The sequence below is a fragment of the Streptomyces muensis genome, from assembly GCF_021474425.1.
GTDB lineage: Bacteria > Actinomycetota > Actinomycetes > Streptomycetales > Streptomycetaceae > Streptomyces > Streptomyces muensis.
Window position 1 is genome coordinate 13,316 of the sequence record NZ_JAKEIP010000055.1, and the last position, 26,194, is coordinate 39,509.

The 26,194-nt window shown below is 70.7% G+C and carries 18 protein-coding genes and 1 pseudogene; 7 read left to right on the forward strand and 12 right to left on the reverse strand.

The genetic code is table 11. The features are described 5' to 3' along the window. Nucleotides 1-64 precede the first annotated feature (64 nt). Complete coding sequence (locus L0P92_RS16155; protein WP_234763403.1) at nucleotides 65-709, reverse strand: peptide deformylase; 645 nt, start codon at nucleotides 707-709, stop codon at nucleotides 65-67. Nucleotides 710-862: 153 nt separating this feature from the next. On the opposite strand from L0P92_RS16155, the gene L0P92_RS16160 reads away from it, so the two are divergent. After that, nucleotides 863-2,260 carry a PepSY-associated TM helix domain-containing protein gene (locus L0P92_RS16160; RefSeq protein ID WP_234763404.1) on the forward strand — a complete coding sequence of 466 codons (1,398 nt, stop codon included), beginning with the start codon at nucleotides 863-865 and terminating at the stop codon, nucleotides 2,258-2,260. Nucleotides 2,261-2,285: 25 nt separating this feature from the next. Here the strand turns inward: L0P92_RS16160 and L0P92_RS16165 are convergent, their stop codons facing one another. Continuing rightward, nucleotides 2,286-2,732, reverse strand: coding sequence for a MarR family winged helix-turn-helix transcriptional regulator (locus L0P92_RS16165; RefSeq protein WP_234763405.1), 447 nt, complete (start codon nucleotides 2,730-2,732; stop codon nucleotides 2,286-2,288). Further along, complete coding sequence (locus L0P92_RS16170) at nucleotides 2,729-3,265, reverse strand: MarR family winged helix-turn-helix transcriptional regulator (RefSeq protein ID WP_234763406.1); 537 nt, start codon at nucleotides 3,263-3,265, stop codon at nucleotides 2,729-2,731. The genes L0P92_RS16165 and L0P92_RS16170 overlap by 4 nt, the downstream gene beginning before the upstream one ends. A gap of 114 nt (nucleotides 3,266-3,379) precedes the next feature. Between L0P92_RS16170 and L0P92_RS16175 the strand changes: the two genes are divergently transcribed. Both L0P92_RS16175 and L0P92_RS16180 read left to right on the forward strand, forming a co-directional pair. Next, the gene (locus L0P92_RS16175; protein WP_234763407.1) at nucleotides 3,380-4,342 is read left to right on the forward strand and encodes a pirin family protein; all 963 of its coding nucleotides are present in this window, start codon (nucleotides 3,380-3,382) and stop codon (nucleotides 4,340-4,342) included. Between the two features lie 1,966 nt (nucleotides 4,343-6,308). After that, nucleotides 6,309-6,629: a DUF6355 family natural product biosynthesis protein gene (locus L0P92_RS16180; protein WP_234763408.1), complete on the forward strand. Its 321-nt coding sequence runs from the start codon at nucleotides 6,309-6,311 to the stop codon at nucleotides 6,627-6,629. A gap of 803 nt (nucleotides 6,630-7,432) precedes the next feature. Here the strand turns inward: L0P92_RS16180 and L0P92_RS16185 are convergent. Continuing rightward, nucleotides 7,433-7,906: a hypothetical protein gene (locus L0P92_RS16185; protein ID WP_234763409.1), complete on the reverse strand. Its 474-nt coding sequence runs from the start codon at nucleotides 7,904-7,906 to the stop codon at nucleotides 7,433-7,435. Nucleotides 7,907-8,121: 215 nt separating this feature from the next. Between L0P92_RS16185 and L0P92_RS16190 the strand changes: the two are divergent. Next, nucleotides 8,122-8,226 (forward strand): annotated as a pseudogene (locus tag L0P92_RS16190) (IS5-like element IS4811 family transposase); the annotation flags it as partial. Nucleotides 8,227-8,344: 118 nt separating this feature from the next. On the opposite strand, the gene L0P92_RS16195 reads toward L0P92_RS16190, so the two are convergent. Next, nucleotides 8,345-8,971, reverse strand: a complete 627-nt coding sequence (locus tag L0P92_RS16195) for a helix-turn-helix domain-containing protein (RefSeq protein ID WP_372497271.1) — start codon at nucleotides 8,969-8,971, stop codon at nucleotides 8,345-8,347. Nucleotides 8,972-9,376: 405 nt separating this feature from the next. On the opposite strand from L0P92_RS16195, the gene L0P92_RS16200 reads away from it, so the two are divergent. Continuing rightward, nucleotides 9,377-10,156, forward strand: coding sequence for a thioesterase II family protein (locus L0P92_RS16200; protein WP_234763411.1), 780 nt, complete (start codon nucleotides 9,377-9,379; stop codon nucleotides 10,154-10,156). Between the two features lie 341 nt (nucleotides 10,157-10,497). After that, nucleotides 10,498-12,981 carry an ATP-binding protein gene (locus L0P92_RS16205; RefSeq protein WP_234763421.1) on the forward strand — a complete coding sequence of 828 codons (2,484 nt, stop codon included), beginning with the start codon at nucleotides 10,498-10,500 and terminating at the stop codon, nucleotides 12,979-12,981. Here L0P92_RS16205 and L0P92_RS16210 read toward each other — a convergent pair. From L0P92_RS16210 to L0P92_RS16220, 3 genes are all read right to left on the reverse strand, one after another. Further along, a complete protein-coding gene (locus L0P92_RS16210; protein WP_234763412.1) occupies nucleotides 12,958-14,145 on the reverse strand; it encodes a cytochrome P450 in 1,188 nt (395 codons plus the stop codon). The genes L0P92_RS16205 and L0P92_RS16210 overlap by 24 nt on opposite strands. A 181-nt stretch (nucleotides 14,146-14,326) precedes the next feature. Further along, entirely contained in the window at nucleotides 14,327-15,862 is a 1,536-nt protein-coding gene (locus L0P92_RS16215) for a flavin monoamine oxidase family protein (RefSeq protein ID WP_234763413.1), read from the reverse strand. A gap of 247 nt (nucleotides 15,863-16,109) precedes the next feature. Then, nucleotides 16,110-17,003 (reverse strand): NAD(P)-dependent oxidoreductase, encoded by an 894-nt coding sequence (locus L0P92_RS16220; RefSeq protein WP_234763414.1) that lies wholly within the window; start codon nucleotides 17,001-17,003, stop codon nucleotides 16,110-16,112. A 153-nt stretch (nucleotides 17,004-17,156) separates the two neighbouring features. Here L0P92_RS16220 and L0P92_RS16225 point away from each other — a divergent pair, with 153 nt between their 5' ends. Beyond that, nucleotides 17,157-18,269, forward strand: coding sequence for a helix-turn-helix domain-containing protein (locus L0P92_RS16225; RefSeq protein ID WP_234763415.1), 1,113 nt, complete (start codon nucleotides 17,157-17,159; stop codon nucleotides 18,267-18,269). Here the strand turns inward: L0P92_RS16225 and L0P92_RS16230 are convergent. From L0P92_RS16230 to L0P92_RS16245, 4 genes are all read right to left on the reverse strand, one after another. Then, nucleotides 18,221-18,649 carry a YybH family protein gene (locus tag L0P92_RS16230; protein WP_234763416.1) on the reverse strand — a complete coding sequence of 143 codons (429 nt, stop codon included), beginning with the start codon at nucleotides 18,647-18,649 and terminating at the stop codon, nucleotides 18,221-18,223. The genes L0P92_RS16225 and L0P92_RS16230 overlap by 49 nt on opposite strands. 175 nt (nucleotides 18,650-18,824) lie before the next feature. Then, nucleotides 18,825-19,661, reverse strand: a complete 837-nt coding sequence (locus L0P92_RS16235) for an NAD(P)H-binding protein (protein ID WP_234763417.1) — start codon at nucleotides 19,659-19,661, stop codon at nucleotides 18,825-18,827. 104 nt (nucleotides 19,662-19,765) lie between these two features. After that, nucleotides 19,766-21,094, reverse strand: coding sequence for an NAD(P)/FAD-dependent oxidoreductase (locus L0P92_RS16240; protein WP_234763418.1), 1,329 nt, complete (start codon nucleotides 21,092-21,094; stop codon nucleotides 19,766-19,768). 54 nt (nucleotides 21,095-21,148) lie between these two features. Beyond that, on the reverse strand, nucleotides 21,149-26,194 hold a 5,046-nt coding region (locus L0P92_RS16245; RefSeq protein ID WP_372497270.1), incomplete at its 5' end, for a thioester reductase domain-containing protein.

A 26,194-nucleotide genomic window follows, 5' to 3' on the forward strand; every position in this document is an offset into this window, starting at 1 on the left:
GGCGGCGTGTGCGGCGCCGCTGATTTATCGACGGCGCCGTCCGGCAGGGCGGTGGGAAGCCGGGTCACGGCAGGTCGAAGCCGAGGGCCCGCGCCGCCTCGTCCGGTGTCGGCTGCGCCCAGTACTCGGCGATGGCCTGGTTCGAGGAGAGGGAGCGCGGCTCGGCCCGGTCCAGGTAGAGCATGCCGTCGAGATGGTCCGTCTCGTGCTGCACGATCCGGGCGGGCCACCCCGTGAACACCTCGTCGACGGCACGCCCGTGCTCGTCCTCGCAAGTCAGCCGCACCTCGGCGGCCCGGGCGACGACCGCCTGATAGCCCGGGACGCTCAGACAGCCCTCGAAGAACGCGGCACGCTCCCCGCCGACCGCCTCGTACGATGGGTTCACCAGCGCCCGGAACGGCTGCGGCACCCGTCCACGAGCCAGCCGTACCTCCTCCGGCACCGGCGCCGGGTCCTCGATCACCGCGATCCGCAGCCCCACCCCGACCTGCGGCGCGGCGAGACCGACGCCGGGCGCCGCGTGCATCGTGACCCTCAGGGCCTCGACGAAGCGGGCCAGCAGCGCGGGCTCCAGCTGGCCGTCGAAGGGCTCCGTGGGACGCCGGAGCACCGGCTCGCCGGCCGCGACGATGGGCAACGGGCCCTCGGCGGCGAGGAGTTGCTCGACCTGTTCGGCCAGAGGTGCGCGATCGTTCGGTAGTGCCATCGCGCCAGGATGCCACGACCCCCGCACCACCACCTGACTTCCTTGTGGCCCACGTCACTTGAGATGGCGGGAACTCGACGGCTTCTCCGCCCGACCACTGGACCGCCACAACACAGAACCGTCCCCCCTCCCCACCCCCCGGAGAAGCCACCGATGTCGATCGCTCCCTCGACCACCCCGGAGGAGACGACGCAGCCCGACGCCCCCGCGTCGCCCCGCGGATGGGCACCCCTGCGCCCGCTGATCCTGCGTCTGCACTTCTACGCCGGAGTGTTCGTAGCGCCGTTCCTGCTCGTCGCCGCGGCCACCGGCTTCCTGTACGCCGGAGCCTTCCAGGCCGAGAAACTCGTGTACGCCCACGAGCTGACCGTCCCGGTCGGTGACGCGAAGCTGCCGATATCCCAGCAGGTCGCCGCCGCGCGCAAGGCCCACCCCGAGGGCACGGTCTCGGCCGTACGGCCCTCCCCGGAGGCCGACGCGACGACCAGGGTCATGCTGTCCGGAGTCAAGGGCGTCGACGCCGACCACACGCTGGCCGTGTTCGTCGACCCGTACACCGCGAAGGTGCGCGGCGCCCTCGAACAGTACGGCTCGACCGGCGCACTGCCGCTGCGCACCTGGATCGACGAGTTCCACCGCGATCTGCGCCTCGGCGAGAGCGGCCGTCTCTACAGCGAGTTGGCGGCGAGCTGGCTGTGGGTGATCGCGGGCGGCGGCCTGGTGCTGTGGTTCTCCCGTCGCCGCGCCCTGCGCAAGGTGCGCGGCACCAGCGGACGCCGCCGCACCCTCGGCCTGCACGGCACCGTCGGCGTCTGGGCCGCGGCCGGCTTCTTCTTCCTCTCCGCGACCGGCCTGACCTGGTCCGCGTACGCCGGCGCCAACATCGACGAGCTGCGCACCTCCCTCGGCCAGGCCACCCCGTCCGTCTCCGCCTCGGCCGGCGGCGACCACGGCGGTCACGGCGGCGCCGCCGGCACGGGCGGGAGCGGCGAGCACGGCGTCGGCCTCGACAAGGTCCTGGCGGCCGCGCGCGCCGAAGGCCTGGGCGACCCCGTGGAGATCGTGCCGCCCGCCGACTCCTCGTCCGCGTACGTGGTGCGTCAGGTCCAGCGCAGCTGGCCGACGAAGCAGGACGCGGCCGCGATCGACCCGTCCACGGGTGCGGTCACCGACGTGGTGCGGTTCGAGGACTACCCGGTGCTCGCCAAGCTGACCCGCTGGGGCATCGACCTGCACACCGGCGTCCTCTTCGGCCTGGTCAACCAGATCGCCCTGATGCTGCTGGCGCTGTCGCTGATCGTGCTGATCGTGTGGGGCTACCGCATGTGGTGGCAGCGCGGCCGCGGCTCCGCCTTCGGCCGGCCCGTACCGCGCGGCGCCTGGCAGCAGGTGCCCCCGCAGATCCTGGTCCCGCTGGTGGCGGTCGTCGCCGTGGTCGGCTACTTCGTGCCGCTCCTCGGCATCTCGCTCGCCGCGTTCGTCGTCGTGGACGTGGTCCTCGGCGAGGTGGCCCATCGCCGGGGCAGGCGCAGCCCCGCGGAGGCGAACTGACGACCGCTCGACCGCCGGCGTTCCGTCACCGGGGCAGGGCCGCGAACTCCGCGTCGGCCCGCTCGGTGATGAGGCTCAGGACCCGTCCGGCGACAGCGAGATCCTCCGCGGGGATGCCGGCGTAGACGCGGGCGGTGACGGGGGCGGTCTCGGCGGACGTCCGCTCGTACAACTCCCGTCCGGCGTCTGTGATCCGCACCAGGGACGGCCCCTGAGCGGCCAGCGCCCCGGCGGTGACCAGCTCGTCGACCACGGAGTGCGCGTCCGCCGCGTCGATCTTGAGCGCGCCGACGACACCGCCGACGAGGTGCTCCCGCTCGACCGGCTCGCCGGCGACGGCCACGACCCGGAGGGTGACGGACTGCTGGAAGGTCACGCCGTGCCGGTCCAGGACGTTCTCCAGGAGGGCTCGGCTCGCGTAGTGGGCCAGGGCTATGACCCGGGGGTTGAGCGGGGGAGTCGGGGTGGTCATGACTGCTCCTTGTCGGACTCGCTGTCCTTGGCGAACGGATCGAGGGCGGTCGGATCGGGGACGAACGGGTCGAGGGCGAACGGGTCGAGAGGTACGTCGAGCAAGGTGGCCAGCTCGCGCCTGAACTCCCGCGTACGCGCGCCGTCCAGGCCACCGAGCGGCGCGAGCAGCTGCTCCAGCAGCCCTTGCACCACCTCGATCGCCTCCCGGGTGCGCTCCCGGCCCTGCTCGGTCAGCGCCAGCTGCACCGCGCGCGGATCCCTGGGATCCCTGGTGCGTTCGAGGAGGCCGGCGCTCTCGAGGGCGCGCGCCAGCTTGGAGACGTACAGCGGTTCCAGCCCGGTGTGGTCGGCCAGCCGCCGCTGACTGGGGCGCTCGCCCTGGCGCTGCATGCCGTACAGCGAGGCCACCAGCGCGTATTGCGCGTGGGTGAGCCCCACCGGGGCCACGGCCCGGTCGACCGCGACCCGCCACTTCGTCGACAGCCGCCACACCAGGAAGCCCGGTGAGGCGTGCTCGGAACCCTTGCTCATAAGCGAATACCATACATAGCTACTATATCCATGGCTACTATTTTCCGGTGCGCATCGAGACAGCCCCGGGCGACGGACTGACGTGACGGCCCCGCCGGGGCTACTTTGGGCGGCATGAGCAATCTTGATCGCGAGGCGGTGCCCGCCGTCTGCGGCGGCCGTGGTTTCGTCGTGGCGGAGCCCGTACGCGAACTCCTCAGCCCTCGCCGGGTCAAGCTCGGCGAATCCACCGAAGTCCGCCGCCTGCTGCCCAACCTGGGCCGGCGCATGGTCGGCGCCTGGTGCTTCGTCGATCACTACGGCCCCGACGACATCGCCGACGAGCCCGGCATGCAGGTGCCGCCGCACCCGCACATGGGCCTGCAGACGGTGAGCTGGCTGCACGAGGGCGAGGTCCTGCACCGGGACTCCACCGGGAGCCTGCAGACGATCCGCCCGCGCGAGCTGGGCCTGATGACCTCCGGCCGCGCGATCAGCCACTCCGAGGAGAGCCCGAAGGCCCACGCCCGCCTCCTGCACGGCGCCCAGCTGTGGGTCGCACTCCCGGACGGCCACCGCCACACCGACCCGCACTTCGAACACCACGCCGAGCTGCCGGTCGTCACGGCGCCGGGCCTGCGGGCCACGCTGATCCTGGGCGGCCTCGACGGCGCCGCCTCACCCGGCACGACGTACACCCCGATCGTCGGCGCCGACCTGTCCCTCACCCACGGCGCCGACGTACGCCTCCCCCTGGACCCGGACTTCGAGTACGCCGTCCTGTCCATGTCCGGCGAGGCCCACGTGGACGGCGTACCGGTCCTGCCCGGCTCCATGCTCTACCTCGGCTGCGGCCGCACCGAACTCCCGCTGCGCGCCGAGTCGGACGCCGGCCTGATGCTCCTCGGCGGCGAGCCGTTCGAGGAGGAGCTGATCATGTTCTGGAACTGGATCGGACGGACCCAGGAAGAGATCGTGCAGGCCCGACAGGACTGGATGGAAGGCTCCCGGTTCGGGGAGGTGAAGGGGTACGACGGTGCTCCGCCTGCACCGGAACTGCCGCCGGTGCCGTTGAAGCCGCGGGGAAGGGTGCGCTGACCTGCCGAAACGCGTCAGTGTTGGTGGTCGCAGGGCGGAAGCCGGTCGGGTAATTCTCGCTGTCTTCCACCTGCTTGCCAGGAGGCGTCCGAACAGCCGGCTGGCTCAGGCCGGTGCGGTTGGCGATGCCACGGTGTGGCTGTCTGTGGGCGACTGTGGCATGGAGTCGAAGAACGCCTCGCCCGTGTGCCACTAGTTCAACAGCTGGATCGGCTTTGCAGGGAAGGAGCCGCTCTCCTTGGTGCAGGAGTAGCCGGCCGATTCGCGCGTTGCCGCTGTACGAGCCCTTGAGCGCGTCGCCCCAGCCACTGAAGGCTGTGACGTCGAGCTGATGGGCTATGCGGGAATCGCTGGTGCTGCCGTAGCTGTAGTTGATGAGGAGGAGAGTGGCCTCACCTGTAGTAGTCCGGACGCCGTTGCGCACGACGTACGTCCCGTAGAGGACCGAGTCGAGGCGGCAGGCTTGAGTGCGCGTGGCATACACGACGCCCTGGGCGTCCTCGCACCACTGAGGCGGGGCAACTGCGGAGAGTTTCGAACTGGCTTCGCCACTGGCCAGGGCCGGTATGGTGTCGGGATTTTTGTGCTCGATGCACGAACCTCGGCCGTTCTCGTCGGGTGCCGTGCAGATCTCGCCCGAGGCCGAGAGCAGGTTTGCGCCGGCTTCCCTCGCGGGCGCGTCGGAGCCCGGTGTAGTTTCCGGGATCAGAGGGGTTAATTCCGAAACAACAGCGGCTCTACTGTTGCTGTTCTGACTTCCTGTTACGGCGTCAGCCGGTGCCACGCCAGCGAACGCTGCGAAAGCCGCGGCTGTCGCTGCGATCACAAACCAGCGTCTCTTTCGGTACTGCTGCATGTCAGTTCCCGTCACATGACACGCAACACGCATGAGTGGGCGCATCACTGAAGCTTCACTGATGATGGACGGTCAAGACCTGAATCGCTCTGAGGAACGATTACGCGCCAAGGCGGTACCGTCGAAACCGCGACGCGCATTTGCCCAACGTTCACCGCAGATACGCGGCTGCTTAAGTTCCAGTGTCTTGGTGATCTCCTGATGCCGGGCGCGTTGGGTATCGTGCGTATCTGCAAGCAGCACCGCCTCTGGAATCCCCACCCGCTCGAAGCGCTACCCGACTTCAGCACAGACTCTGCGTGTCACTTCGAAAGGTTCTGCATCGCGCAGCGCTCTGCAATCGTCGGCGCGGACGTCGATGAGCACGGCTGAACCAGCCATGCGGCGCACGAAGAAGTCTGGCGGGTGCCGACGCTCACGCGATCTCTCGTACCAGTGCAGCCCGAATGGCTGGGAGGTCGTCCGTACCACAGCGGGGTCGAAGTCCATAAGTGCGAGGCGGCCCCGAGCCACGACTCGAAACCGACCTGCTGCCCAGCCACTACCCTGCGGCAGGGGTGGGATCGGCTTGGTCTCGGCGGTGCGGGAGTAGCGGCCGACATCCCAGTCCCGGACGACGTGCTCCACCTCGTGCCTGTTGAGGCGGGCAGGAGAGTGATTGCCGATTCGACCTGGGTGGAGTGCCGTGCGAGACCGGCGACCAGTCCGGCCCATGCCCGGCGGGTGCGCAGGGTGGCGGGCAGGTCGGCGGTGGTCACTGTGCAGTGCGGCTCTGAGGGCTTCCTCTCGCCACCGGTCGACGGGGGAGGTCGATGCCGTGAGGGCTGATCGCCGGGGCGCACAGAGCTTCGATCACTGTCTTAAGGGCCTCGTTGGGGAGGTTCTCAGTGCCTGATCCTGAGGCCGACATGACAGAGCTGCGGTTGTGATGGGTCGGTGAACGGCCCGATGGAGCAACATGACGGCCACTGGTGAGGAACGGTCATGGTCCCGTCACACTCGTCGCGCGGAGCGGTCATGGACCGCTGCGAGCCTCCTGTGTGGCCCCGCGACAGGTCCGGGGAGAAGGAGAAGCACAGCATGTCCTTGCAGAAGAAGAGGAACCCTTCCATGCAGAAAACCGCAAGCAAGCTCCGCCTCGCCGCGGCCGCGTTCAGCGCTGTACTCCTCGCGGGCACGGCGCTCTCCGCAAGTGCCCATGCCGCGCCCGAGGGGAAAGCCGCCGCAGAGATAGGGGTCAAGGCCTGCGGCTACTACGAGACGCAGACAGACTCGTACTACGGACACTGCGGCAGCACCTGGGTCAAGATCCAGGTCGACATCGACTGGTGGCCGACCGACATCAAGAGGTGCGTCCCGCCGGGGGAGACCCATCTCGGCACGACCGACGAGATCGACAACGCATGGGCCATCGCGGGCACCTGCGGCTAAGTGCCTGTTCCCGAGGCCGACATGGCAGAGCTGCGGTTGTGATTGGTCGGTGAACGGCTCCTTGGATCTGGCTGCCTGGTCGCCTGACCCGCGGGCGGGCGGATGGCGGCGAGCCGGCTTCCCACGATGGTGGGAAGCCGGCTCGCCGGGTGGTGCTTCAGTTGGTTTTGGCGTGGGCTGGTCGGGGGGAGAGCGCAGGATGAGGGCTGCCAGGGTGGAAGCCAGGAGTGTGAATGCGGCGGTGGTCAGGAATGCGGCGCGGGCGCCGGGGACGAACTGGCCGGGGACGGCTCCGGCGGTGTAGATCGGGACGACGACGGCGAGTCCGATGGTGCCGCCCAAACGCTGGACCGTCTGGAGCAGGCCGGAGGCCGATCCGGCGTGCTGCGGCTCGACCCCGCCCATCAGCAGGGAGGCGGCCGGCATGAAGGTCAGTCCGGCAGAGATGCCGTTGATCAGCAGGGGGCCGAGGACCGCGGTGCCGTAGCCGCTGGTCGTGTCGATGTTGCTGAGCCAGACGTAGCTGGCGGTCACTCATCGCAAGATCCCGCCACAGCGGGTACGTACGGACATTGACCATCCTCGGATCCCGCCCATTCCTGACCCGGCGTCACCACCCGGTCGCCATCCCTAGAAGCGACACCCCACGCCTGAGGGCGCGGGGGCTCCACAAGATCTGGGTCTGGACTACCGGGCCCAACTACTGCTGAGGAGGGCCGCACTTGCGGAGCGACGGCGACGGTAACCTCCACGATGGATGCGTCGAGGCGGCCTGAGCCTCTAAGCGATGCACCGACAACCGGTCAGACAGCAGGGCGATTACGTGTACGGGTCTCGTCCTCCCAGACACGGCCGGGCTCGCCGTTGATGTCGTATTGGCGGCCCAAACGGACCTGTACGGATCGGAATCCGCCGGAGATGTCCGATCCGTCGAGTGTGAAGTTGAAGCCCTTGGTGCCACCGTTGACTCCCCGGCACTCCATGTCATGCCAACCCTCGGTGGCGTTCGGGCCCACGAATCCGTAGACGCACACCACCGTCGTCGCGTAGTCGGATTCGTTGTCGCTCACAGCCCCGGTAACACCGACCGACCGGTTGTACCAGGTTACCGAGACGTCCGTGGCGCCAGTGGAGTTGGTGATCTGGGGAAAGTCCGTAGTTGGGTAGGACTGCGCTGTGGCTGGCAGCGCCGTGGTGCTCATGATGGTTCCGGTGGTGGCTAGCACGAGGCCGGCGGCGGTTACACCGGGCGAGCGAAAGGGAATACGCATGCTCATGCTTCCTTTGGGGTGTCTGTGGTTGCCGATGTACGAATCCCTGGGTGATTCGTCAGCTGCCAGGTCAGGGTGGAGTCCTTCGTCTGGCGGGGCAACCTAGAACTTTTCAGGGCACGGGAGTTGACAAGGATGGGTTCGCCGGTGGCTCCGGTCTTCTTTGCTCACCGGGGCTGCTTGCGGGTGAGACGCCTGGTCTCCGCCTCACCTTCAAGTTCGTCAACCGGCCGAAGACCAAGGGCTTTGTCCTCTTACCCAAGACGTGGGTGGTAGAGCGGAGTGTTTCGTGGATCACGAGGGCCCGCCGCAACTGCCGTGACATAGCTTCGGGCCCTTGCCTGCAGCGAGCGACGATCACCCTCGGCCCGCGAGGAAGGCCGCAATGACTCCCGAACTCATCGACATTGATCAGGCGACGGAGCCGGGGAGTGCCTCCCGAAGTCACGTCGAAACGACTCCCGCTTCCGCGTGCACAGCCAGGCGGAATTGGCGCGGGGAGAGACCGTAGGCACTGCGGAAGGCCTGGCTGGAATGCGCGGGGCTGGTGAACCCCCATTGGGCGGTGATCGCGTGGATCGGGCGGGCGGCCAGGTGGGGATCTGCGAGGTCGCGTCGGCACTGTTCCAGGCGGCGTTCGCGGACCAGCCGGCGACGGTGCGTTCTTCCTGCTGGAACAGTTGGTGCAGGTAGCGCAGGGAGATGTGGTGAGCGGCGGCGATCCCGTCCGGAGTCAGCGCCGGGTCGCCCAGGTTCTCCCGGACGAAGGCGTGGATCTGGGCCATCAGCGCGCGCCGCCGGGTGTGGGGTGGCACCTCGCTCCCGGCATCCAGAGCGTCGGCCAGCGCCGTGGTGAGCACGTCGAGGGTGAGGGTGGACAGCCGGGCGGTGTCGGACGGGCCGGTTTCGTGCATGCGCTGGGCGAGCTGCAGCAGGAACTGTGACGACAGCGCCCCGATGCCCCGGTTGCCCGGGATGCGCACCGCGCTCAGCCGCCGTAGGTCCCGGGGGGGGGCAGTGGCAGCAGTGAGCGGGGGAAGCGTAGGAGCAGCAGTTGGCTCGGTGGGGCATGGTTTCACCGCGCACGAGGCAGCTCCTTGAGCACTTCGGGATCCGACGATGGCTCAGGCCCGGCCGGAGCGAAGGGCCACGGCTCGAAGGAGGGTGTCCCGGCAGGCGTGGACGGCTGGGGGCCGGCCGCGGGGGAGTGGGCGCGGCGCGACGGTCGGGGCGGCGGTCCGGAGCGAGGCGATGCGCGAGGGGACGGTCAGGTCGGTGCCGGATGGGTGGACCGGCGAGGGGGGGAAATGATGAAGAATCTTTGGGCGGGATGTGATGCGGGGATGCGATGATGCGGGTGAACGCACGTGCGCGAACCCGTTCGAGAGGTCCGTGGATGTCTGGTGAGGTGCAGGGGCGTCGCGAAGCAGGCGCTGTGAAGCGGCCGTTGGGTGCTGAGACGGGAGGCCGGCCGAGGTGAGCCAGCAACGGAACGTCTGGTTTCGAGGCTTCCCGTCGGCGGAGAGCGCGACTACGGGTACCGACAGCGGCGCGGAGTGCGAACTGGTCTGTTTTCCGCACGCGGGCGGCTCCGCCGCCTACTGGAAGTCCTTGGCTGTCGCACTCGCCCCGACCGTGGACGTGGTGGCCGTGCAGTACCCGGGCCGGCTCGACCGGTTGGCTGAGCCCCCGGTCGAGGATCTGCATCTGCTGGCCGACCTGATCACCGATGCGCTGGGCCCGCCGGGAGAACGGCCCAGGGCGCTGCTCGGGCACAGCATGGGAGCCTCCCTCGCGTACGAGGTGGCTGTACGGCTCGCCCGGCGGCCCGGCGACGAGCCGCAGCTGCTCGTCGTGTCGGCCCGCAGGGGACCGGCCGCCGCGCGGGGAAGGAACCGGGACTGGCCTGTGGGAGACGCGGAACTGGTGCGGCGGATAAGGGGTTTGGGCGGCACGGACGCCATGGTCCTCGATGATCCGGACTGGCTGGAACTGGTCCTGCCCGCGCTGCGCGGCGACTACCGGGCCCTCGCCTCCTACGAGGACACTCCCGGCCGTCCGCTGTCCTGTCCTGTGGTCGCCCTGGCCGGAAACCGCGACCAGGAGGCGACCGTCGAGGAGATCCGGACCTGGGGCGAGCAGACCTCGGGTGACTTCCGCACCCGGGTGTTCGAGGGCGGTCACTTCTTCCTCAACGATCATGCCGGAGACGTCATCGACCTGATCCGCGGTTTGTTGCCGACCCGCGCCGGCTGACCGGGGTGGGCAGCTGACGACCCGGTGGGTGGACCACCACCGGCCGGGCCGGACGGTCCCGGCCGTCCTTTTATCACGGCTGCCATATGTGCGAAGCCTGTGAGCCGCCTGAATCCGGTCATAAAACGGCCAGCTACCTGTAAAAACTTGACCGGGAAGCAAGGGGCGTGTGTCACTTGAGACCAGGTATTCGTGATCGACTCGGCGGGTCGACCTGCGCAGACGGGGACACGGGGGTGGCACCGGTTGACACCTGAGTATGCCCGTGCAAGGGGGCCTCGAAGGCGGTCGCTCGTAAGAACTTGAGCAATCTGTAACGGGGGTAAGCGATGCGGTTTCGAATGCTGGGCCCATTAGAGGTCGTTTGCAGTGACCAGTTGGTCGGACTGGGCGGAACGAGACAACGCGCGACACTCGGGTTTCTGTTGCTGAACGCCAACCGGGTGGTGGCGAGCAGTCAGTTGATAGAGGCTTTGTGGCCGGAAGGTAAAGCACCTCAGTCGGCCCGGAAAATACTGCAGAACTCCGTGTGGAGACTGCGCAGGGCCCTCTCCCCGGACGAGCGCGACCCGGGCTGTGTGGAGCTGTTGAGCCAGGCCCCGGGCTACATGCTGCGCGTCGCACCCGACCGGACGGACCTCCACAACTTCCGGGGGCTGGTCGAGAAGGGCCGCGCGGAACTGGCGGCGGGATCGCCGGAGAACGCGTCCCTGTTGCTGCGCGACGCACTTGCCCTCTGGCGGGGACCGGTGTTGGCGGATCTGGTGGAAACCGGAATTGACTGGCCGGAGTTGACTTCTGTCGGTAACGCCCGCCTGGACGCTCTGGAGGACTGCTTCGAGGCGGAGTTGGCGTGCGGTCATCATCACCGCATACTCGCCGAGCTGCAGAAGACCGTGGCCACCGAGCCACTGCGGGAACGGCTGCTCGGACAACTCATGCTGGCGCTCTACCGATCGGGGCGGCAGACGGACGCATTGGACGTTTATCACGGCGCCCGCACCGAAATGGTGAAAAAACTCGGACTTGAACCGGGTCATGTCCTCAAGGCATTGCAGCAGGCCATTCTCGCCCATGACCCGGCACTGGTCCCGGTCGGCGTCCGGCAGCAGATCGAGTTGCTCATGACGGGTGCCCCCCGGGACCGCGCGGAACCGGCCCTCCCGGGCGGCCCGACCCTCCCGGGCGTCCCGGACGCCGGACCCGCACGGCCGGAGACCCCCGCCGCTCCGGCCGTACCCACCGACCGTCGGGTCGACGAGGGCAGGGCCCCCGAGGAGCCGGCCACCCGGCCGCCGGCCGTCGAACCGCCGGCCGCGGCCACGCCCGTGCTGCCGACCATGGTGGCCGAGCGCAAGGACGTCAGCGTCCTCATCGTGCGCGCCCAGCTCAGCCCGGAGGACGGCGACAGCGATCCCGAGCGGATAGACGAGGCCGCCGAGAACGCGGCCGCGGTCATCCGCGAGGAGGTCGAGTGCCTCGGCGGTACGGTCACCGCCTCGATCGGCCCGATCTGGCTCGCCCTGTTCGGGGTGCCCCGCAGCGGCGATGACGACGCCGAACGGGCGGTGCACGCGGCGATGACGATCCGCGACCGCCTCGGTGTCGCGGCGGCCCCCGCCGGACCGGCCACGGCCGCCGCGCGCGGGGTCTCCGTCCAGGCGGCGGTCGCCACCGGCGAGGCGCTCGTCCGCTACCAACCCGACCGCGACGAGGTCCCGCCGTCGGTCAACGGCGCTCTCCTCGACGAGTGCCACACCCTGCTGTACCTCACCCCCGCCGGGGAGATCCGGGTCTGCGACGACACCCGCCGCGCCACCGAGTTCGCGGTCACCTACCATCGCGGCGACTCCTCGCCCGGCTGGCAGGTCGGAGGCTTCCGCCAGGAGTACGTCGCCCTGCACGCCGTACCCGTGATCGACCGCGAGTACGACCTGGACGTGCTGCGCGGCCTGCTCCAGCGCACCCGTCACCAGACGAGGCCCCATCTGGTGACGGTGCTGGGGGAACCCGGCATCGGCAAGACCCGGTTCATCATGGAGTTCGAGCGCCGGGTCGCGGCCAACCCGGAGGCCGTACGGCTTCTGGTGGTGCGCAGCCGGCCCGTCATCGGTGAGGAGCCGCTGGAGGTCCTGTACGACCTGGTGGCGTCCTGCTGCGGGATCCTGCGGGGCGATTCGGCCGAGACGACCCGGGCCAAGCTCACCGCCACCGTCGAGCGGCTGGTCGAGACCGAGAACGAGCGGCAGTGGATGCTGACGCGACTGCACCCGCTCCTCGACGCGGAGATCTGCGCGAGCACCCGGGTCGCGGTCGCCGACGCCCTGGCCGCGTCGCGGCAGTTGCTCGCGGAGATCGCGGGGCGGGGCCCGCTCGTGGTGGTCTTCGAGGACCTGCACTGGGCCGACGACGTCCTGGTCGACTTCGTCAAGGACCTCGCGCCGTCGGTGGGTTCACTGCCGCTGCTGGTGATCGCCACCGCCCGGCCGGAGCTGCTCAAACGGCGCCCGGAGTGGGGCAGCGGCATCCGGCACGGACTCACGCTCACCCTGGAGCCGATCTCCGACGCGGCCATCGACCGGCTGCTGGAGTTCCTGATGTCCACCACGGCCAGCGGCCTGAACACCTCCGCCGGGGGACTGCTGGAGGCGCTGCTGGAGGGAGCGGGTGACGATCCGGCCGCCCGTCGCGCCCAGTTGCGCCGCATCCTGGCGTCCGGCTCGGCCTCCCTGAGGGACGAGCGGTGCGGACCCGGCGCGGGCGGTCCGCAGACCGCCGCGCCGGACCCGTGCCTGCCGAGGTCAGCCGGACACCCGTATCGGTAGACGAGTGGGCGAGATCAGCTGCCTGGGGTTCTCGAACTCCAGGGAGCCGGTCTCGTCCACCGCGATGTCCCGGTAACGGTCCATCAGGATGTTCAGGGCGACCTTCGCCTCGAGACGGGCCAGCGGCGCGCCGAGGCAGAAGTGGATGCCCTGGCCGAACACCAGGTGGCTGGTGGTGCGGTGGATGTCGAACCGGTCGGGGTCGGGGAACCGGGAGCCGTCCCGGTTCGCGGCCCCTATCCACGGCGTCACCAGAGACCCGGCGGGGATCGTGTGACCGCCCAGCTCGGTGTCGGCGGTGGTGATCCGGGCCAGCCTCGGGAACGGCGGCCGCAGCCGCAGCACCTCCTCCAGCGCGCCCGGCAGCAGCGAGCGGTCCGCGCGCACCGCGGCCCCGATCTGAGGGTGCTGGTCGAAGAGGAGGACGGCGTTGCCGATGAGGGCCATCGTGGTGGCGTGCCCGGCGAACATGGTCAGACCGGTCACCCCGACGATCTCACCGTCGTCCAGGTACTCGCCGTCGACCTTGGCGCCGGCGAGCCTGCTGAGCACATCGTCGGTGGGGTTCTTGCGCAGCCGCCGTACGTGTTCCAGCAGATACGCGTTCATCTCCCGTACCGCCGGGGCGACTTCGTTCTCCAACTGCTCCGGGGGGACGGTCGCGGCGTCCACGGTGCCGAGGGCCTCGCCCCAGACCCGGAACAGCGGCTCGTCCTCGACCGGCAGGCCCAGCAGTTCGAGGATCACATTGATGGGCAGGGCGTAGGCCAGCGAGTCGATCAGGTCGAAGCGGTCGGCGTCGCCCACACCGTCGAGCAGGGCGTTGGTGATCTTCTCGATCCGGGGCGTCAGCCCGGTCACGGCCCGTGCGGTGAACACAGAGCTGATCACCGAGCGGAGCTGGCGGTGCCGGGGCGGGTCCGTCGTCACCAGATTGCCCATGTCGAAGAAGTCGAGATCGGGCTGCGGCGGATTGAACGCACGGGCGGTGTCCGAGGAGAAGGTGGTCGTGTCGGCGAGGATCCGCGAGATGTCGGCGTAACCGAACACCTGCCATCCCTTTTCCGGGTCCCGGTACACCGGCTGCGTGTCGAGCATCGAACGGAACCAGGCGAACAGCGACTCCGCCGGATCCTTTGCGAGAGTATCCGAAGTTATGCTCATGATCCTGACCTTATCCTCGCGTTTCTCGGCCCACGGTGAATGTCGCGGGAATAGAAGGAATGCGTGAGAGACCTGAAACCGGCAGCGGACCGAAGTCCGCTGCCGGTGACGCGGCGCCGGTTTCCGAAGACCGCCCGTAGACCGTCGGCAGATCAGGGGGAGACCGGGCCGGGAGCGCGGGTCAGAACGCCGACATCGAGCGGTACAGCCGGCGGTCGACCTGCGGGGCCCGCAGGGCCGCCGCGCTCGTCAGACGGCCGATCTCGGCGGCGGTCAGGGGCTTGCCGCCGGCCACGCGGATGCCCGACTCGACGGCCCCGTCCATGTAGCCGCTCCAGCCGTCGGCGATGTCGCCGCCGGCGAACTTGACGCGGCCGTGCGGCTTCTGGATGTCGCGGTGCAGCCGGGTCAGCTGGAACGGCTGTCGGAAGGCGCCGACACCCAGCGCGAACTCGTCCGCGTGCCAGTCGTGGGCCGTGTAGCTGAGCAGCTGGGCGTCCGGGAGGATGTCCTTCACCGCCGCCTCGACCTGCCTCCGGTCCCGTACGTCGAAGGTGTCCTTCACGCTGAACGCCACCACCGGCTGGCCCACGTCGAAGCGGCCCATGATGCAGATCGGGTGTCCCTCCGGGGCCTCCGCGACGAAGCGGTCGGCGGGCCGCTTCAGATCCAGCCACAGCTTCTTCTCGTGCGGCACGCCGATGCCCGCGGTGGAGGCCGTGCGGTGCGCCTGCGGCAGCTCCGGGGTGAACCTGATCGTCTTCCACACGTTGACCGGTACGGCCATGATGACCTCGGGGGCGACGAACTGTTGCCCGGCGCGGGTGACCACCCGGACCCGGCTGCCGTCCTGCTCGACCGAGGCCACCGGGGAGTTCAGGCGCAGCGTGGGCGCCGCCTCCGCCAGGATGGCCTTGAGCAGAGAGATCGTGCCGTCCTTCGGACGGTAGGTGTTGACGCCGTGGAAGCCGTCGAAGTTCCAGCCGGACAGCGCCCACCACTGGGTGAGGTGGGTCAGCGCGCCGCGCTTGCTGGAGCCGCCGTACAGCGAGGTCGTGCTGGTGAGCCGGATCTCGTCCTCAGGGGCGTACCTCAGCTGGTCGAGCCGGTCGCGCAGCGAGAACCCGTCGTGCCTGCGCACCAGGTCCTCGCGGTAGAGCGGCTCGTAGGGGCGCTCGAAGTACTCTCGGTTGCCGTCCTCGAAGAACGGGGTGAACAGCTCTTTCTGACGGGCGTAGGCCTCGGTCGGGTCGTACTCCTTGAATCCGTCGAGGGTGGGCAGGATGCTTCGCTCGACCCCCGCGTCGGCGATGATCGGGAGCTTGTAGCGGTTCAGCTCCCGCCACACGTACGGCTGGAGCGGGTCCACCCAGGCGCCGCCGCGCTCGATCTGCTGCCCCTGGTAGGTGTCGGTCCAGGTCCGTCCTCCGATGCGGTTGCGCGCCTCCAGCAGGAGGACGCGCTTGCCCTGGGCCTTCAGTTCGCGCGCGGCGGTGACCCCGGCGAGGCCGGCGCCGACGACGATGACGTCGAAGTCGTTCTTCAGCTCCGCCGCGGCGGCCGCCCGTGCGGCGGCCGTACCCGTCGCGGTGACGAGCGTGGTGGCTCCGGCCGCCTTCAGCAGGGTGCGCCGCGGCAGCCGCGACGCGGTCCGGCCGGAACCGGACGCCGTGTTCTCGTTGGCCGGTATCGCGCCGTGCTCGTTGGGTGTACTCACATTTCTCCTTGATGTGTCGCCGGCATGAATGCCGGGCACTCCCCCGGATCTTCGGACCGTGTCCGGAAAACGCTGCCAACGTAGTCGAGCAGCGGCGATTTTCGGTCTTCCGCGGGTAATTCCGTTTGGCGGACGGCAGATGGGTTGTCGAGGATTGAAATGTGAGAACTACGTGCAGGCGGAATGCAAAAAGCCTCCGGGATACGGCTGGTGGGCCGTACCCCGGAGGCCGGGTGGAACGCGTCCGTCAGGCGGAGGGCTTGCGGAACTGCTCGATCAGCGCCGCGTAACCGCTGTCGGCGTGGCCGTCGGCCACCGCGCGGTCGGCGAGCGCCTTGAAGAAGCGGGGCATCTCGGCGTTGATGCCGAGGGTCTCGCTCTCCTCGGCGAGGTGCTCCATCGCGTCCTGGTGGACCGTCATGGTGGCGTCGCCGGCCGGGTACTTGCCCTCGTCGATCTGCGGGGCGTACGCGGTCACGTACTCGGTGACCACGTTGATCATCGTGTTGGCCAGCGGTGCGAAGGTGGTGGCCTTCACCTTGGCGGTGCCCAGCAGGGCGGCGCCCTGGAGGAAGCCGTTGAGGATGCCCCACATGATGCCCAGCAGCGACATGTCGTAGAGCGCGGACAGCCCGTGGTCGGTGTCCAGGTACGTGGTGCCCGCGGCGCCCAGTGCGCGCAGCGTCGCCTCGTGCTCGTCGAAGGCCGCCTTCGGACCGCTGTACAGCAGCACGGCGGCGTCGGTGGCGATGTCCGGCGGGATCGCCATGATGGCGCCGTCGAGGTAGGTGGTCTCCACGCCCGCCGCCCACTCGGCGGTCTCGCGGGCCTGCGTCGAGGTGCCCGTCGTCAGGTTCACCACGGCCTTGCCCTTGAGCGAGCCGGCCAGCGGGTCGAGCAGCTCACGCACGGCGGCGTAGTCCGTGACGCAGACGACGACCAGCGGGCTCGCCGCGATGGCATCCGCGACCGAACCGGCGCGGGTGGCGCCCTCGGCGACGAGCTGGTCGGCCTTGGCGGCCGTGCGGTTCCACACGGTGGTGGGGTGCCCCGCCTTGAGGAAAGCAGCGGCTAACGCCTGGCCCATCAGGCCCAGACCGATGACCGACACCGGAGCTTGGGCTGCGTTGGTGTTCGACATTGCGTACTCCCGTTCCAATTCACACTGTGGTTTGCATGGTTTGCATCTCGGCGATGGTCAACCCACTGCCCGCAACGCTCGCACCGCGGTCCGAGCGGCGGACAGTGGCAGAAGTGCCGACCTTCGCAAAATTCCCGCCGTAGGCTTGGCGGTATGACTCCTGGCTCTGTCGCCATCGCTCTGGTCAACGACACGGACATGCAGGTGTGCGAGGTCTACGAGACGGCCATCGCCTACGCGGTCTTCGGTGATCCCCAGCCGGACCTCGCCGACCCCTGGTACGACCTGCGGGTGTGCTCGGTGACCCCGCCCTTTGCCGCCGGCCCGGCACGGGGGTTCTCCGTGCGCACCACCCACGGCGTCGAGGACCTCGTCACCGCCGACACCGTGATCGTTCCCTCGGTGCCGGACGCAGTCGTCAACCAGGGGGAGTCCCTCCCCGCCGAGTTCGTCGACGCGCTGCGCCGCGCCTACGACGCCGGCGCCCGCATGGTGTCCCTGTGCACCGGGGCGTTCGCACTCGCGGAGGCCGGGCTCCTGAACGGCCGTCGGGCCGCCGCGCACTGGCTGAACACGGCCGACCTGGCCAAGCGTTACCCCGAGGTCGAGGTGGACGACTCGGTCCTCTACGTCGACGAGGGCCGGGTCCTCACCAGTGCCGGCATGACGGCCGGACTCGACCTGTGCCTGCACATCGTGCGCCGCGACCTCGGCGCCCACGTCGCCAACCAGCTCGCCCGCCGACTGGTCGTCTCCGGCCACCGGCCGGGCGGACAGGCCCAGTTCGTGGACCTCTCCGTCCCGGTCACCGACGACGACAGCCTCGCCCCCGTCATGGACTGGGCCGCCCGCCACCTCGATCAGCCCCTCACCGTCGACAGCATGGCCAAGCAGGCCGGGATGAGCACCCGGACCTTCTTCCGGCGCCTCCAGGCCGCCACCGGGATGACCCCGCTCAAGTGGCTGCTCAACCAGCGCCTCGCGCACGCGCAGACCCTGCTGGAGACCACCGACCTGCCGATCGAGCGGGTCAGCGAGTTCAGCGGCCTGGGCACGGCGGCCAACCTGCGCCGCCACTTCACCCTGCACGTCGGGGTGACGCCCACGGACTACCGCCAGTCCTTCGGGGCGGCCCCGGCCCGCCGCAACACCCTGGCCGACGGGCGGTTGAACCCACGGGGGCCCGGACGCCCGGCGCACCCGGGCCCCCACAGGGGCTACGCCCCAGCGGCTTCCTCGGCGGTGCGGGGACCGCTGACGCCGTAGGGGTTGTCGACGACGTAACGCCAGTTGCCGTCCTCGCCGCGCTGGAGGACGTCCACCGCGACGCCCTCCAGGTGCTCCGGGTTGCCGTCGGCGTCCTTGGTCTCCATCGACCACTCGACGATCAGCATCGCCGTGTCACCGGTCACGAGGGTCTGGAGCACCTTCGCGTCCACGGTCGGGCCGTAGGACATGAACTCCTTGACCCGGTCCCGACGGGCCTGGCCCGTCAGCGGCACACCGGGGTCCCAGACGCCGACGGCGTCCTCGGTGTACATCGAGTTGACGGCGTCCGCGTCACCGGAGTTGAACGCCTCGCCGAACATCTCCTGATGCGTCTCGATGTCGCTCGACAAATACTTGTCGTACTTTCCGCTGGCCATGGATGAGCCGCTCCATTCATTCCCCCGCGAGGGAGTTGGACGAGAGTTGACAGATGGACATCGGGCGGATTGGGCATCGCGCCGCGCATTTCGACCCGTTGAACGCTACTGGCCGCCCGGAACGACCGGGCCACACCCCGGTAACCACCGCTGACCAGCAGTGGAGACGCTGCGGTTACCGTGCCGAGACCGCGTCCCAATCCGTCTCGGCCGCGTATACCCGGAAGTCACGCGGCTCCCGGCCGAGAGCCCGCCGCACACCGTCGGAGAGATAAGCCGTCCGGCCGTCACGAATGGTGTCGAAGAGCTCGTTCATGAAATCCGCGAAATCCCGTGCGTAGCCCCGCCCGACGAGATGCCGGGCGTATTCCTCGCGGTCCACCACGACCGGGCGGACCTTCCGTCCCGCCGCCTCGGCGATCAGGCCGACGCACTCGGGGAACGTCATCAGCCGCGGCCCCGACAGAACGTACAGCTCACCCGCGTGCCCCTCCTCGGTGAGCGCGGCCACCGCGACGGCCGCGATGTCCTCGGCGTCGATGAACGGTTCGACGCCCTCGCCGTCCGGCAGGATCACCTCGCCGGCGGCGACGTCCGGCGCCAGCAGACGGTCCTCGCTGAAGTTCTGCGAGAACCACGTGGGCCGCAGGATCGTCCACTCCGTCCCCGACTCCCGCACCGCGCGCTCGGCGGCGAACCTGCCCTCGTCGTGGGCCCATTGCTCCAGGGTCCGCGCGGAGAGGAACACCAGTCGCCCGACGCCCCGCCGGGTGGCGAACGCGGCGAAGTCCGCGAGGAGTTCCGCCGCGTGCGGCCCCTGTTCGTCCACCACGTAGACCGCCTCGACCCCCTCGACGGCCGCCGCCCATGTCTCCTTGTCCCACCAGTCGAAACGCCGAGCGCCCGAGCGGGACGCCACCCTGGCCGTACGCCCGCGCTCGGCGAGCCGCCGCGCGACGCGGCGGCCCGTCTTGCCCGTACCACCGAGTACCAGAACGGGAGTGTCGTTCATGTCACCTGCCGTCAGAGAGAAGCCGTCATAGCGAAGCCGTCAGAGAGAAGCTGTCGGGGAAGTCCGGGGAAAGCCGGAGGGGAAGGGGCAGTGGGGCTCGGTCGTCAGGGAGCGGCCGGGGACGCCGCGCGGACGGCCGACTGGATCTCCGGCGCTACCAGCGCCTCCGGCGGGTCGACCAGGAAGACCACACGGGCGTACGAGGTCAGCAGCGAGTGGTCGCGGGTGGCCGCCTCCAGGAGCTGCCCCACGTACGCCTGCTCCTCCCGCCACTCCTCGGTGCGCTCGCCCTCGACGCCCGGGAAGGCGAGGTCGGCGCCGGTCGTCATCGACCACACCGCGTCCACCGCCCCCTCGGCGAGGTCGGTGAAGTACTCCTCGGCACGCGGTGCGCCCGGCCGGGACACATGGTCGCGGAGCACCATGGCACCCAGGGCGGCGACCGTCATGCCCTGCCCGTACACCGGGTTGAAGCTGCACACCGCGTCGCCGAGGACGAGCAGCCCGGCGGGGAACGAGGTCATCAGCTCGTAGCGGCGGCGCAGGTTCGCCGGGAAGCGGTACGCCACCGGGTCGCCCAGCGGCTCGTGGTCCTTCACGGTGTCGTAGATGTCGGTCCCCGACAGTGACTTCAGGAACGTGAGGAACCCCTCCGAGTCATGGGGCGGGTAGTCGCTGAGGAAGCCGTACGCCGTCACCACAGTGCGACCGCCCTCGATGGTGGCGCAGATCGCGCCGCGCCCCGTCTCCGGCGAGGCCACCACGTCGATGGAGATGTCGTCGCCCATCAGCTCCGGCGGCAGCCGGAAGTACTGCGTGGTGTAACCGACCCCGATCCGCTGCTGGTCCTCCGCCACCTCCGGGAAACCCAGCTCCGCCAGCCACGCCGGGGTGCGGGAGCGTCGCCCGGTGGCGTCCACCACCAGATCCGCGGCCAGCTCGCGCGAGCGGCCGCCCCCCACCACCGACACCCCGACGACCGTCCGCCGGTCCTCCGACGTCAGCAGCCCGGTGATGTCGTGCCGGTGCAGGAACGACACGTTCGGCAGCGCCCGCACCCGGGTCCGCACCCGCTGCTCCAGGTGCGGCCGGCTCATCGACAGCAGAAGCATGTCCGAGTGGGGCTGCGGCATCCGCCGCCCCTCCATGACCCAGCGCACATTCGCGGTGACGTCACCGGTCACCGCGCCGGTCGAGATCAGCTCGTCGGTGATGCCGGGCAGCAACTCCTCGATGATGTGCCGGCCACGCGCCAGCAGGGCGTGGACGTGGTTGCCCTGCGGCACGCCCTTGCGTGGCAGGTCGTCGTCCGTCAGCTCGTCCCGGTCCACCACGACGACCTCGTCGTACGCGTCCGCCAGCACACGCGCCGCCAGCAGCCCGGCCATGCTCGCGCCCAGCACGATCGCGCGGTTCCGCTCAGCTGTACCCACGGTTGTCGCTCCTCACTGTGTAGAAATCCCAGGTCGCGCGCAGGGGGGCGCGGCTCATGCGTCGGCCGCCGGCACCCGGTGGGCGTCGGCCTTCGGGAAGTAGCCGGCGCGCTCGAAGAACCCCACGTACTTCTCGAACAGCTCGCGCCCGATCTCCGGGCACTCGATGCCGGTGCCGACCAGTGCCCGCTCCGTCTCCGACACGTCCAGCGGCGGGTAGGTCGCGCGGCCGTCGCCCGCCATGAGGGCCTCGAACGCGTCCAGCAGCGGCACCAGCGCGTTGTCGCGGTCGGCCCGCACCCGCTCCCGCCAGCTGTCCCAGTCCAGGACCGGCAACTCGTAGCCGTACGACCGGAGATGGTCCACGAGGTCGGCGAAGGCCTGGTGCTGCTCGTTGAACAGGTGGAACGTGCGGCCAGCGGCCTCCTCCCGGGTCGCGAGGGTGGTGATCGTCCCGCTGACGTAGTCCACCGGCACCATGTGGAAGGACCCGGCGAGCCGGTCCGGCACCGCGCCCGCCCGGAGCAGGCCCTTCAGGCTCAGCCAGACGAAGTCCCTCGTCTGGCAGGCACCGGCCCGCTGGTCGCCGCAGACCACGTCCACCCGGTACATCGAGACCGGCAGCCCGCGCTCCCGCGCGATCCCGATGACCTGCTCGGCGACCCACTTGCTCTGCAGATAGCCGTTCCACAGCTCCTCGGCGGGGCCGGTCGGGTCGGTCACCTTCGCCGGGACGCCTTCGGCGCCGGGCGCGGGCGCCGGGAAGACACCGCTCGTCGAGACATGGTGCACGGGAACGGTGCGGTGCCGGGCGGCCAGCCGCAGCACCTCCCGCGTCCCGTCCACATTGGACCGCCGCAACTCGGTGTAGGGCCGCAGCCAGCTCACCGTGGCACCCGCGTGGTAGACGACGTCGACGAAGCGCGCCAGATCGTCGAACTCGTCCTCCGTCAGCCCCAGCCGTGGCGCGGAGAGGTCGCCGACGACCACGGAGATCCGGTCCGGGTCCACCTCGTCGAGGACTTCGTACCACTCCAGGTTCGCCCGCAGTCGCCGTTCGGCGTCGGCCCGGTCGGCGCCGCGCACCAGGCAGTGCACACGAGCCCGGGTCGAGCGCATCAGGTCGCGCAGGAGGAACGCCCCGAGGAACCCGGTGGCCCCGGTCAGAAGGATCTCGCGGGGGTTGACGGAGACCCGGCTGATCTCGCCGGCCGGCCATACGTCGTCGTCGAGCCGCACCTCCGCGACGAAGTCCACGGCCGCGGGGGCCGCTTCCGCGGCCGTCGTGAGCAGTTCGGCGCACAGGTGCCTCGTCAGCGCCGCCGGGGTCGGGTGCTCGAAGACCACGGAGGCGGAGAGCCGGAGTCCCGTGGCGGCGCCGAGCCGGTTGCGCAGCTCCACCGAGATCAGCGAGTCGAAGCCGAGTTCGGTGAAGAGCCGGTCGGGGCCGATCGCGGACGTGTCGCCGTGCCCGAGCACCAGGGCGACCTCGGCGCGCACGAACTCCGCCACGATCTCGCGCTGCCGCTCCTCCGGCAGCCCGTCGAGGCGCTGCGCAAGCGACCGCGTGTCCGCGGCGTCGTCCCCGGCGGACGGCCGGGCAGGTGTCCGCGCCAGACCGGCGAAGACGATCGGGACCTGGGCGGGGCGGGCGCGCAGGGCGGCCACGTCGAGGGGTGTGGCCACCAGCGCCGGCCGGCCCAGCCGCAACGCGGCGTCGAGGAGACCCGGGCCGTGCTCCTCGGTCACCGGCAGCAGACCGGTGCGGGCGATCCGCTTCAGGTCGGCCTCGCCGAGTGCGCCGCCCATGCCGCCGGCCGCGTCCCACAGGCCCCACGCCACCGAGGTCGCGGGCAGACCGCCGGCGGCACGGTGCTCGGCGAGCGCGTCGAGGAAGGCGTTCGCGGCGGCGTAGTTGGCCTGGCCGGGACCGCCCACGAGACCCGCCACCGAAGAGAACAGTACGAACGCTGACAGATCGTGATCGTGCGTCAGCTCGTGCAGGTTCCATGCCGCCTCCACCTTGGGGCGCAGCACGGCCGCCAGCCGCTTTGGGGTCAGGTCCGCGATCATCCCGTCGTCGTTCACGCCGGCCGTGTGCACGACCCCGGTGAGGGGGTGCTCCGCCGGGACGGTCGCGAGCAGGGCACCGAGGGCCTCCCGGTCCGCCAGGTCGCAGGCCGTGATCGTCACCTTGGCGCCCAGCTCGGCCAGCTCGTCGGCGAGTGCGTCCGCACCGGGGGCCGCCGGGCCGCTGCGGCTGACCAGCAGCAGCCGGGACACCCCGTGCTCCCGGACCAGGTGCCGCGCGAAGAGGGCACCCAGCGCCCCCGTACCACCGGTGATCAGGACCGTGCCGTCGCGCCGCCAGGGCGTGGGCGCCGGCACGTCGTCGGCCGGCGCCGGCCGGGCCACACGCGGGACCAGCACCGTCCCGCCGCGCACCGCGACCTGGGGTTCGCCGGAGGCGACGATCGAGGGCAGGGCCTCCGCCGACGCCGGGTCGTCGTCCAGGTCGACCAGCATGATCCGGCCGGGCATCTCCGACTGGGCCGAGCGCAGCAGACCCCACACCGGGGCGGCGACCAGGTCGGACACCCCGGCCCGCCGGTCGGCGCCCCGGCCGGTGGCGACCGCGCCGCGGGTCACCACGACCAGCGGGGTGTCGGCCGACCGCTCGTCCGACGGCCAGGACCGGACGAGGGCCAGCGCCCGCCGCGTCGCCTCCTGTGCCCGTGCCGCCACATCACCGCCCGGCGCGAACACGAACGGGGCGAGCAGCGCGTCGAACGGGACCGGCGAGTCCAGGGCCGTGTCCACATCGGCGATCCTGCGGACGTCCTCGAACCCGAGGTCCCCGCAGCCCGTCTCCAGCACGGCCAGCGCGGCGCAGTCCCGGCCCGCCGGAACGACCGGGTTCCAGGCGACCCGGAACAGCGAGTCCAGCGGACGCGACCGGGCCACGGCGACCTCGGCCGCGCCGACCGGGCGGGCGACGGCCGAGGCGATCGACGCGACCGGCCGCCCGGACGGGTCGGCGAGCCGTACCGCCCAGCCCCCCTCGGCACCGGGGGTCAGCCGCACCCGCAGCGCGGAGGCGCCCACCGCATGCAGCCGGGCCCCGCGCACCTCCGCGACGACCCCGCCCCGCCCGGCCGCGAGCAGCGTGCCGTGCAGGGCGGCCTCCAGCAGCGCCGGGTGCAGCCCGTACCCGTCGACGTGCGTGTCCTCGGCGGGCGCGACCTCGGCGAACAGCTCCCCGTCGCGCTGCCAGACGGCCGAGACACCCGGATACGCCGCCCGCTCCCCGTCGGCCCCGTCCAGGGCCTCCGCGCCCGCCGGCGGCCAGGCCCCCAGCTCGAACGGGGCCTCCCGGCCGGCGGGACTCAGAGTCCCCGAGGCGGCGACGGTCCACGCCGGGTGGTCCTCGTCGGCGCCCGTGTGGACGGTGAAGGCGCGGGTGCCCGTGGGGTCCGGCGCGCCGACGGTCAACTGGACCCGGACCCGGGAGCGTTCGGGGAGGACGAGGGGGCGGCGCACGGTCAGCTCGTCCACCACCGTGCAGCCGACCTCGTCGGCGGCGCGGAACACCACGTCCAGCAGCGCGGAGACGGGCAGCACGACCTCGCCGTGGCGGGTGTGCCCGGCGAGCCACGGGGCCGAGCGGGCCGTGAGACGAGCGGTGAGGACCAGCTCGTCACGGCCGGCGATCTCGACTGCCGCGTCCACCAGCGGATGGCCGGCCGCACCCCCGGAGCGCCCGGACGCCTCGGCGGGGCCGGACTCCAGCCAGTAGCGCTTCCGCTGGAACGCGTAGCTCGGCAGGTCCACCCGCCGCCGGGGCCCGGCGGGGGCGAAGAAGGCCGGCCAGTCCACGGGCAAGCCCGCGCTCCACAGCCGCCCCAGCGCCGTCACCGCGGCCATGGGCTCGGACAGGCCGGACCGTACGGCGGCGACGGCGGTCACCGTGCCGACGCCGGACACGCAGTCGTCGACCATCGCCGTCAGCACCCCGGCCGGGCCCAGCTCCAGGGTGGTGGTCACCTGCCGCTCGGCGAGGGTGCGGACCGCGTCCAGGAAGCGGACCGTCTGCCGCACCTGCTGGATCCAGTAGTCGGGCGAACGCAGTTCCGCCTCGGTGGCGATGCGGCCGGTGACCGTGGACACCAGGGGGATCTCCGGCGCGTTCAGGGACACGCCCCGCACGACCCGGCCGAACTCCTCCAGCATCGGCTCCATCAGAGGGGAGTGGAACGCGTGGCTGACCATCAGCCGCTTGGTCGCGCGGCCCCACGAGCGGACCGTGGACGTGATCCCGGCGACCGCGTCCTCGTCGCCCGACACCACCGTGGACGAGGGGCCGTTGAACGCCGCCACGCCCACGCGCCCGCCGGCCCCGGCGAGGAGCGGCTCGACCTCGTCGGCCGTGGCCTGCAGCGCCACCATCGCCCCGCCCCTCGGCAGAGCCTGCATCAGCCGGCCCCGGGCGGCGACCACGACCGCCGCGTCCGCGACGGTGAGGACGCCCGCCACATGCGCGGCGGCCAGTTCACCGACCGAGTGCCCGGCGAGCAGGTCGGGCCGTACGCCCCATGACTCGAACAGTCGGTACAGCGCCACCTCGACGGCGAACAGGGCGGGCTGGGCGTAGCCCGTCTCGTCGAGTCGGTCGCCCGACGCGATCACTTCGCGCAGCGGCCGGTCCAGCAGCGGGTCGAGGTGCGCGCACACCTCGTCGAAAGCCGCCGCGAACGCCGGGAACGCGGCGTGCAGTTCGAGGCCCATCGAGGCGCGCTGGGCACCCTGCCCCGTGAACAGGAAGCCGAGCCTGCCGGTGCCGGCCGCGCCGCGCGGCAGGGCCGGGGCCACCGCGTCCGGCGTGAACGCGCGCAGCGCGGCGAGGAGTTCGGCGCGATCGGCGCCCACCACCACGGCCCGGTGCTCCAGCCCGGCCCGCGTGGTGGCCAGCGCGTGCGCCACGTCCTGCGCCGACACCTCAGGATGCCGCTCGACGAACTCGGCCAGCCGCTCCGCCTGCGCCACAACGGCACCGGCGGTCCGCGCGGACAGGGGCCAGGGAATGGCGGGGAGGGGGACCGG

What these genes read in the sequence shown, in the direction of transcription:
- L0P92_RS16155 (WP_234763403.1), bottom strand. Translation starts at nt 709, where the DNA reads ATGGCACTACCGAACGATCGCGCACCTCTGGCCGAACAGGTCGAGCAA.
- L0P92_RS16160 (WP_234763404.1), top strand. Translation starts at nt 863, where the DNA reads ATGTCGATCGCTCCCTCGACCACCCCGGAGGAGACGACGCAGCCCGAC.
- L0P92_RS16165 (WP_234763405.1), bottom strand. Translation starts at nt 2,732, where the DNA reads ATGACCACCCCGACTCCCCCGCTCAACCCCCGGGTCATAGCCCTGGCC.
- L0P92_RS16170 (WP_234763406.1), bottom strand. Translation starts at nt 3,265, where the DNA reads ATGAGCAAGGGTTCCGAGCACGCCTCACCGGGCTTCCTGGTGTGGCGG.
- L0P92_RS16175 (WP_234763407.1), top strand. Translation starts at nt 3,380, where the DNA reads ATGAGCAATCTTGATCGCGAGGCGGTGCCCGCCGTCTGCGGCGGCCGT.
- L0P92_RS16180 (WP_234763408.1), top strand. Translation starts at nt 6,309, where the DNA reads ATGCAGAAAACCGCAAGCAAGCTCCGCCTCGCCGCGGCCGCGTTCAGC.
- L0P92_RS16185 (WP_234763409.1), bottom strand. Translation starts at nt 7,906, where the DNA reads ATGAGCATGCGTATTCCCTTTCGCTCGCCCGGTGTAACCGCCGCCGGC.
- L0P92_RS16195 (WP_372497271.1), bottom strand. Translation starts at nt 8,971, where the DNA reads ATGCCCCACCGAGCCAACTGCTGCTCCTACGCTTCCCCCGCTCACTGC.
- L0P92_RS16205 (WP_234763421.1), top strand. Translation starts at nt 10,498, where the DNA reads ATGCTGGGCCCATTAGAGGTCGTTTGCAGTGACCAGTTGGTCGGACTG.
- L0P92_RS16210 (WP_234763412.1), bottom strand. Translation starts at nt 14,145, where the DNA reads ATGAGCATAACTTCGGATACTCTCGCAAAGGATCCGGCGGAGTCGCTG.
- L0P92_RS16220 (WP_234763414.1), bottom strand. Translation starts at nt 17,003, where the DNA reads ATGTCGAACACCAACGCAGCCCAAGCTCCGGTGTCGGTCATCGGTCTG.
- L0P92_RS16225 (WP_234763415.1), top strand. Translation starts at nt 17,157, where the DNA reads ATGACTCCTGGCTCTGTCGCCATCGCTCTGGTCAACGACACGGACATG.
- L0P92_RS16230 (WP_234763416.1), bottom strand. Translation starts at nt 18,649, where the DNA reads ATGGCCAGCGGAAAGTACGACAAGTATTTGTCGAGCGACATCGAGACG.
- L0P92_RS16235 (WP_234763417.1), bottom strand. Translation starts at nt 19,661, where the DNA reads ATGAACGACACTCCCGTTCTGGTACTCGGTGGTACGGGCAAGACGGGC.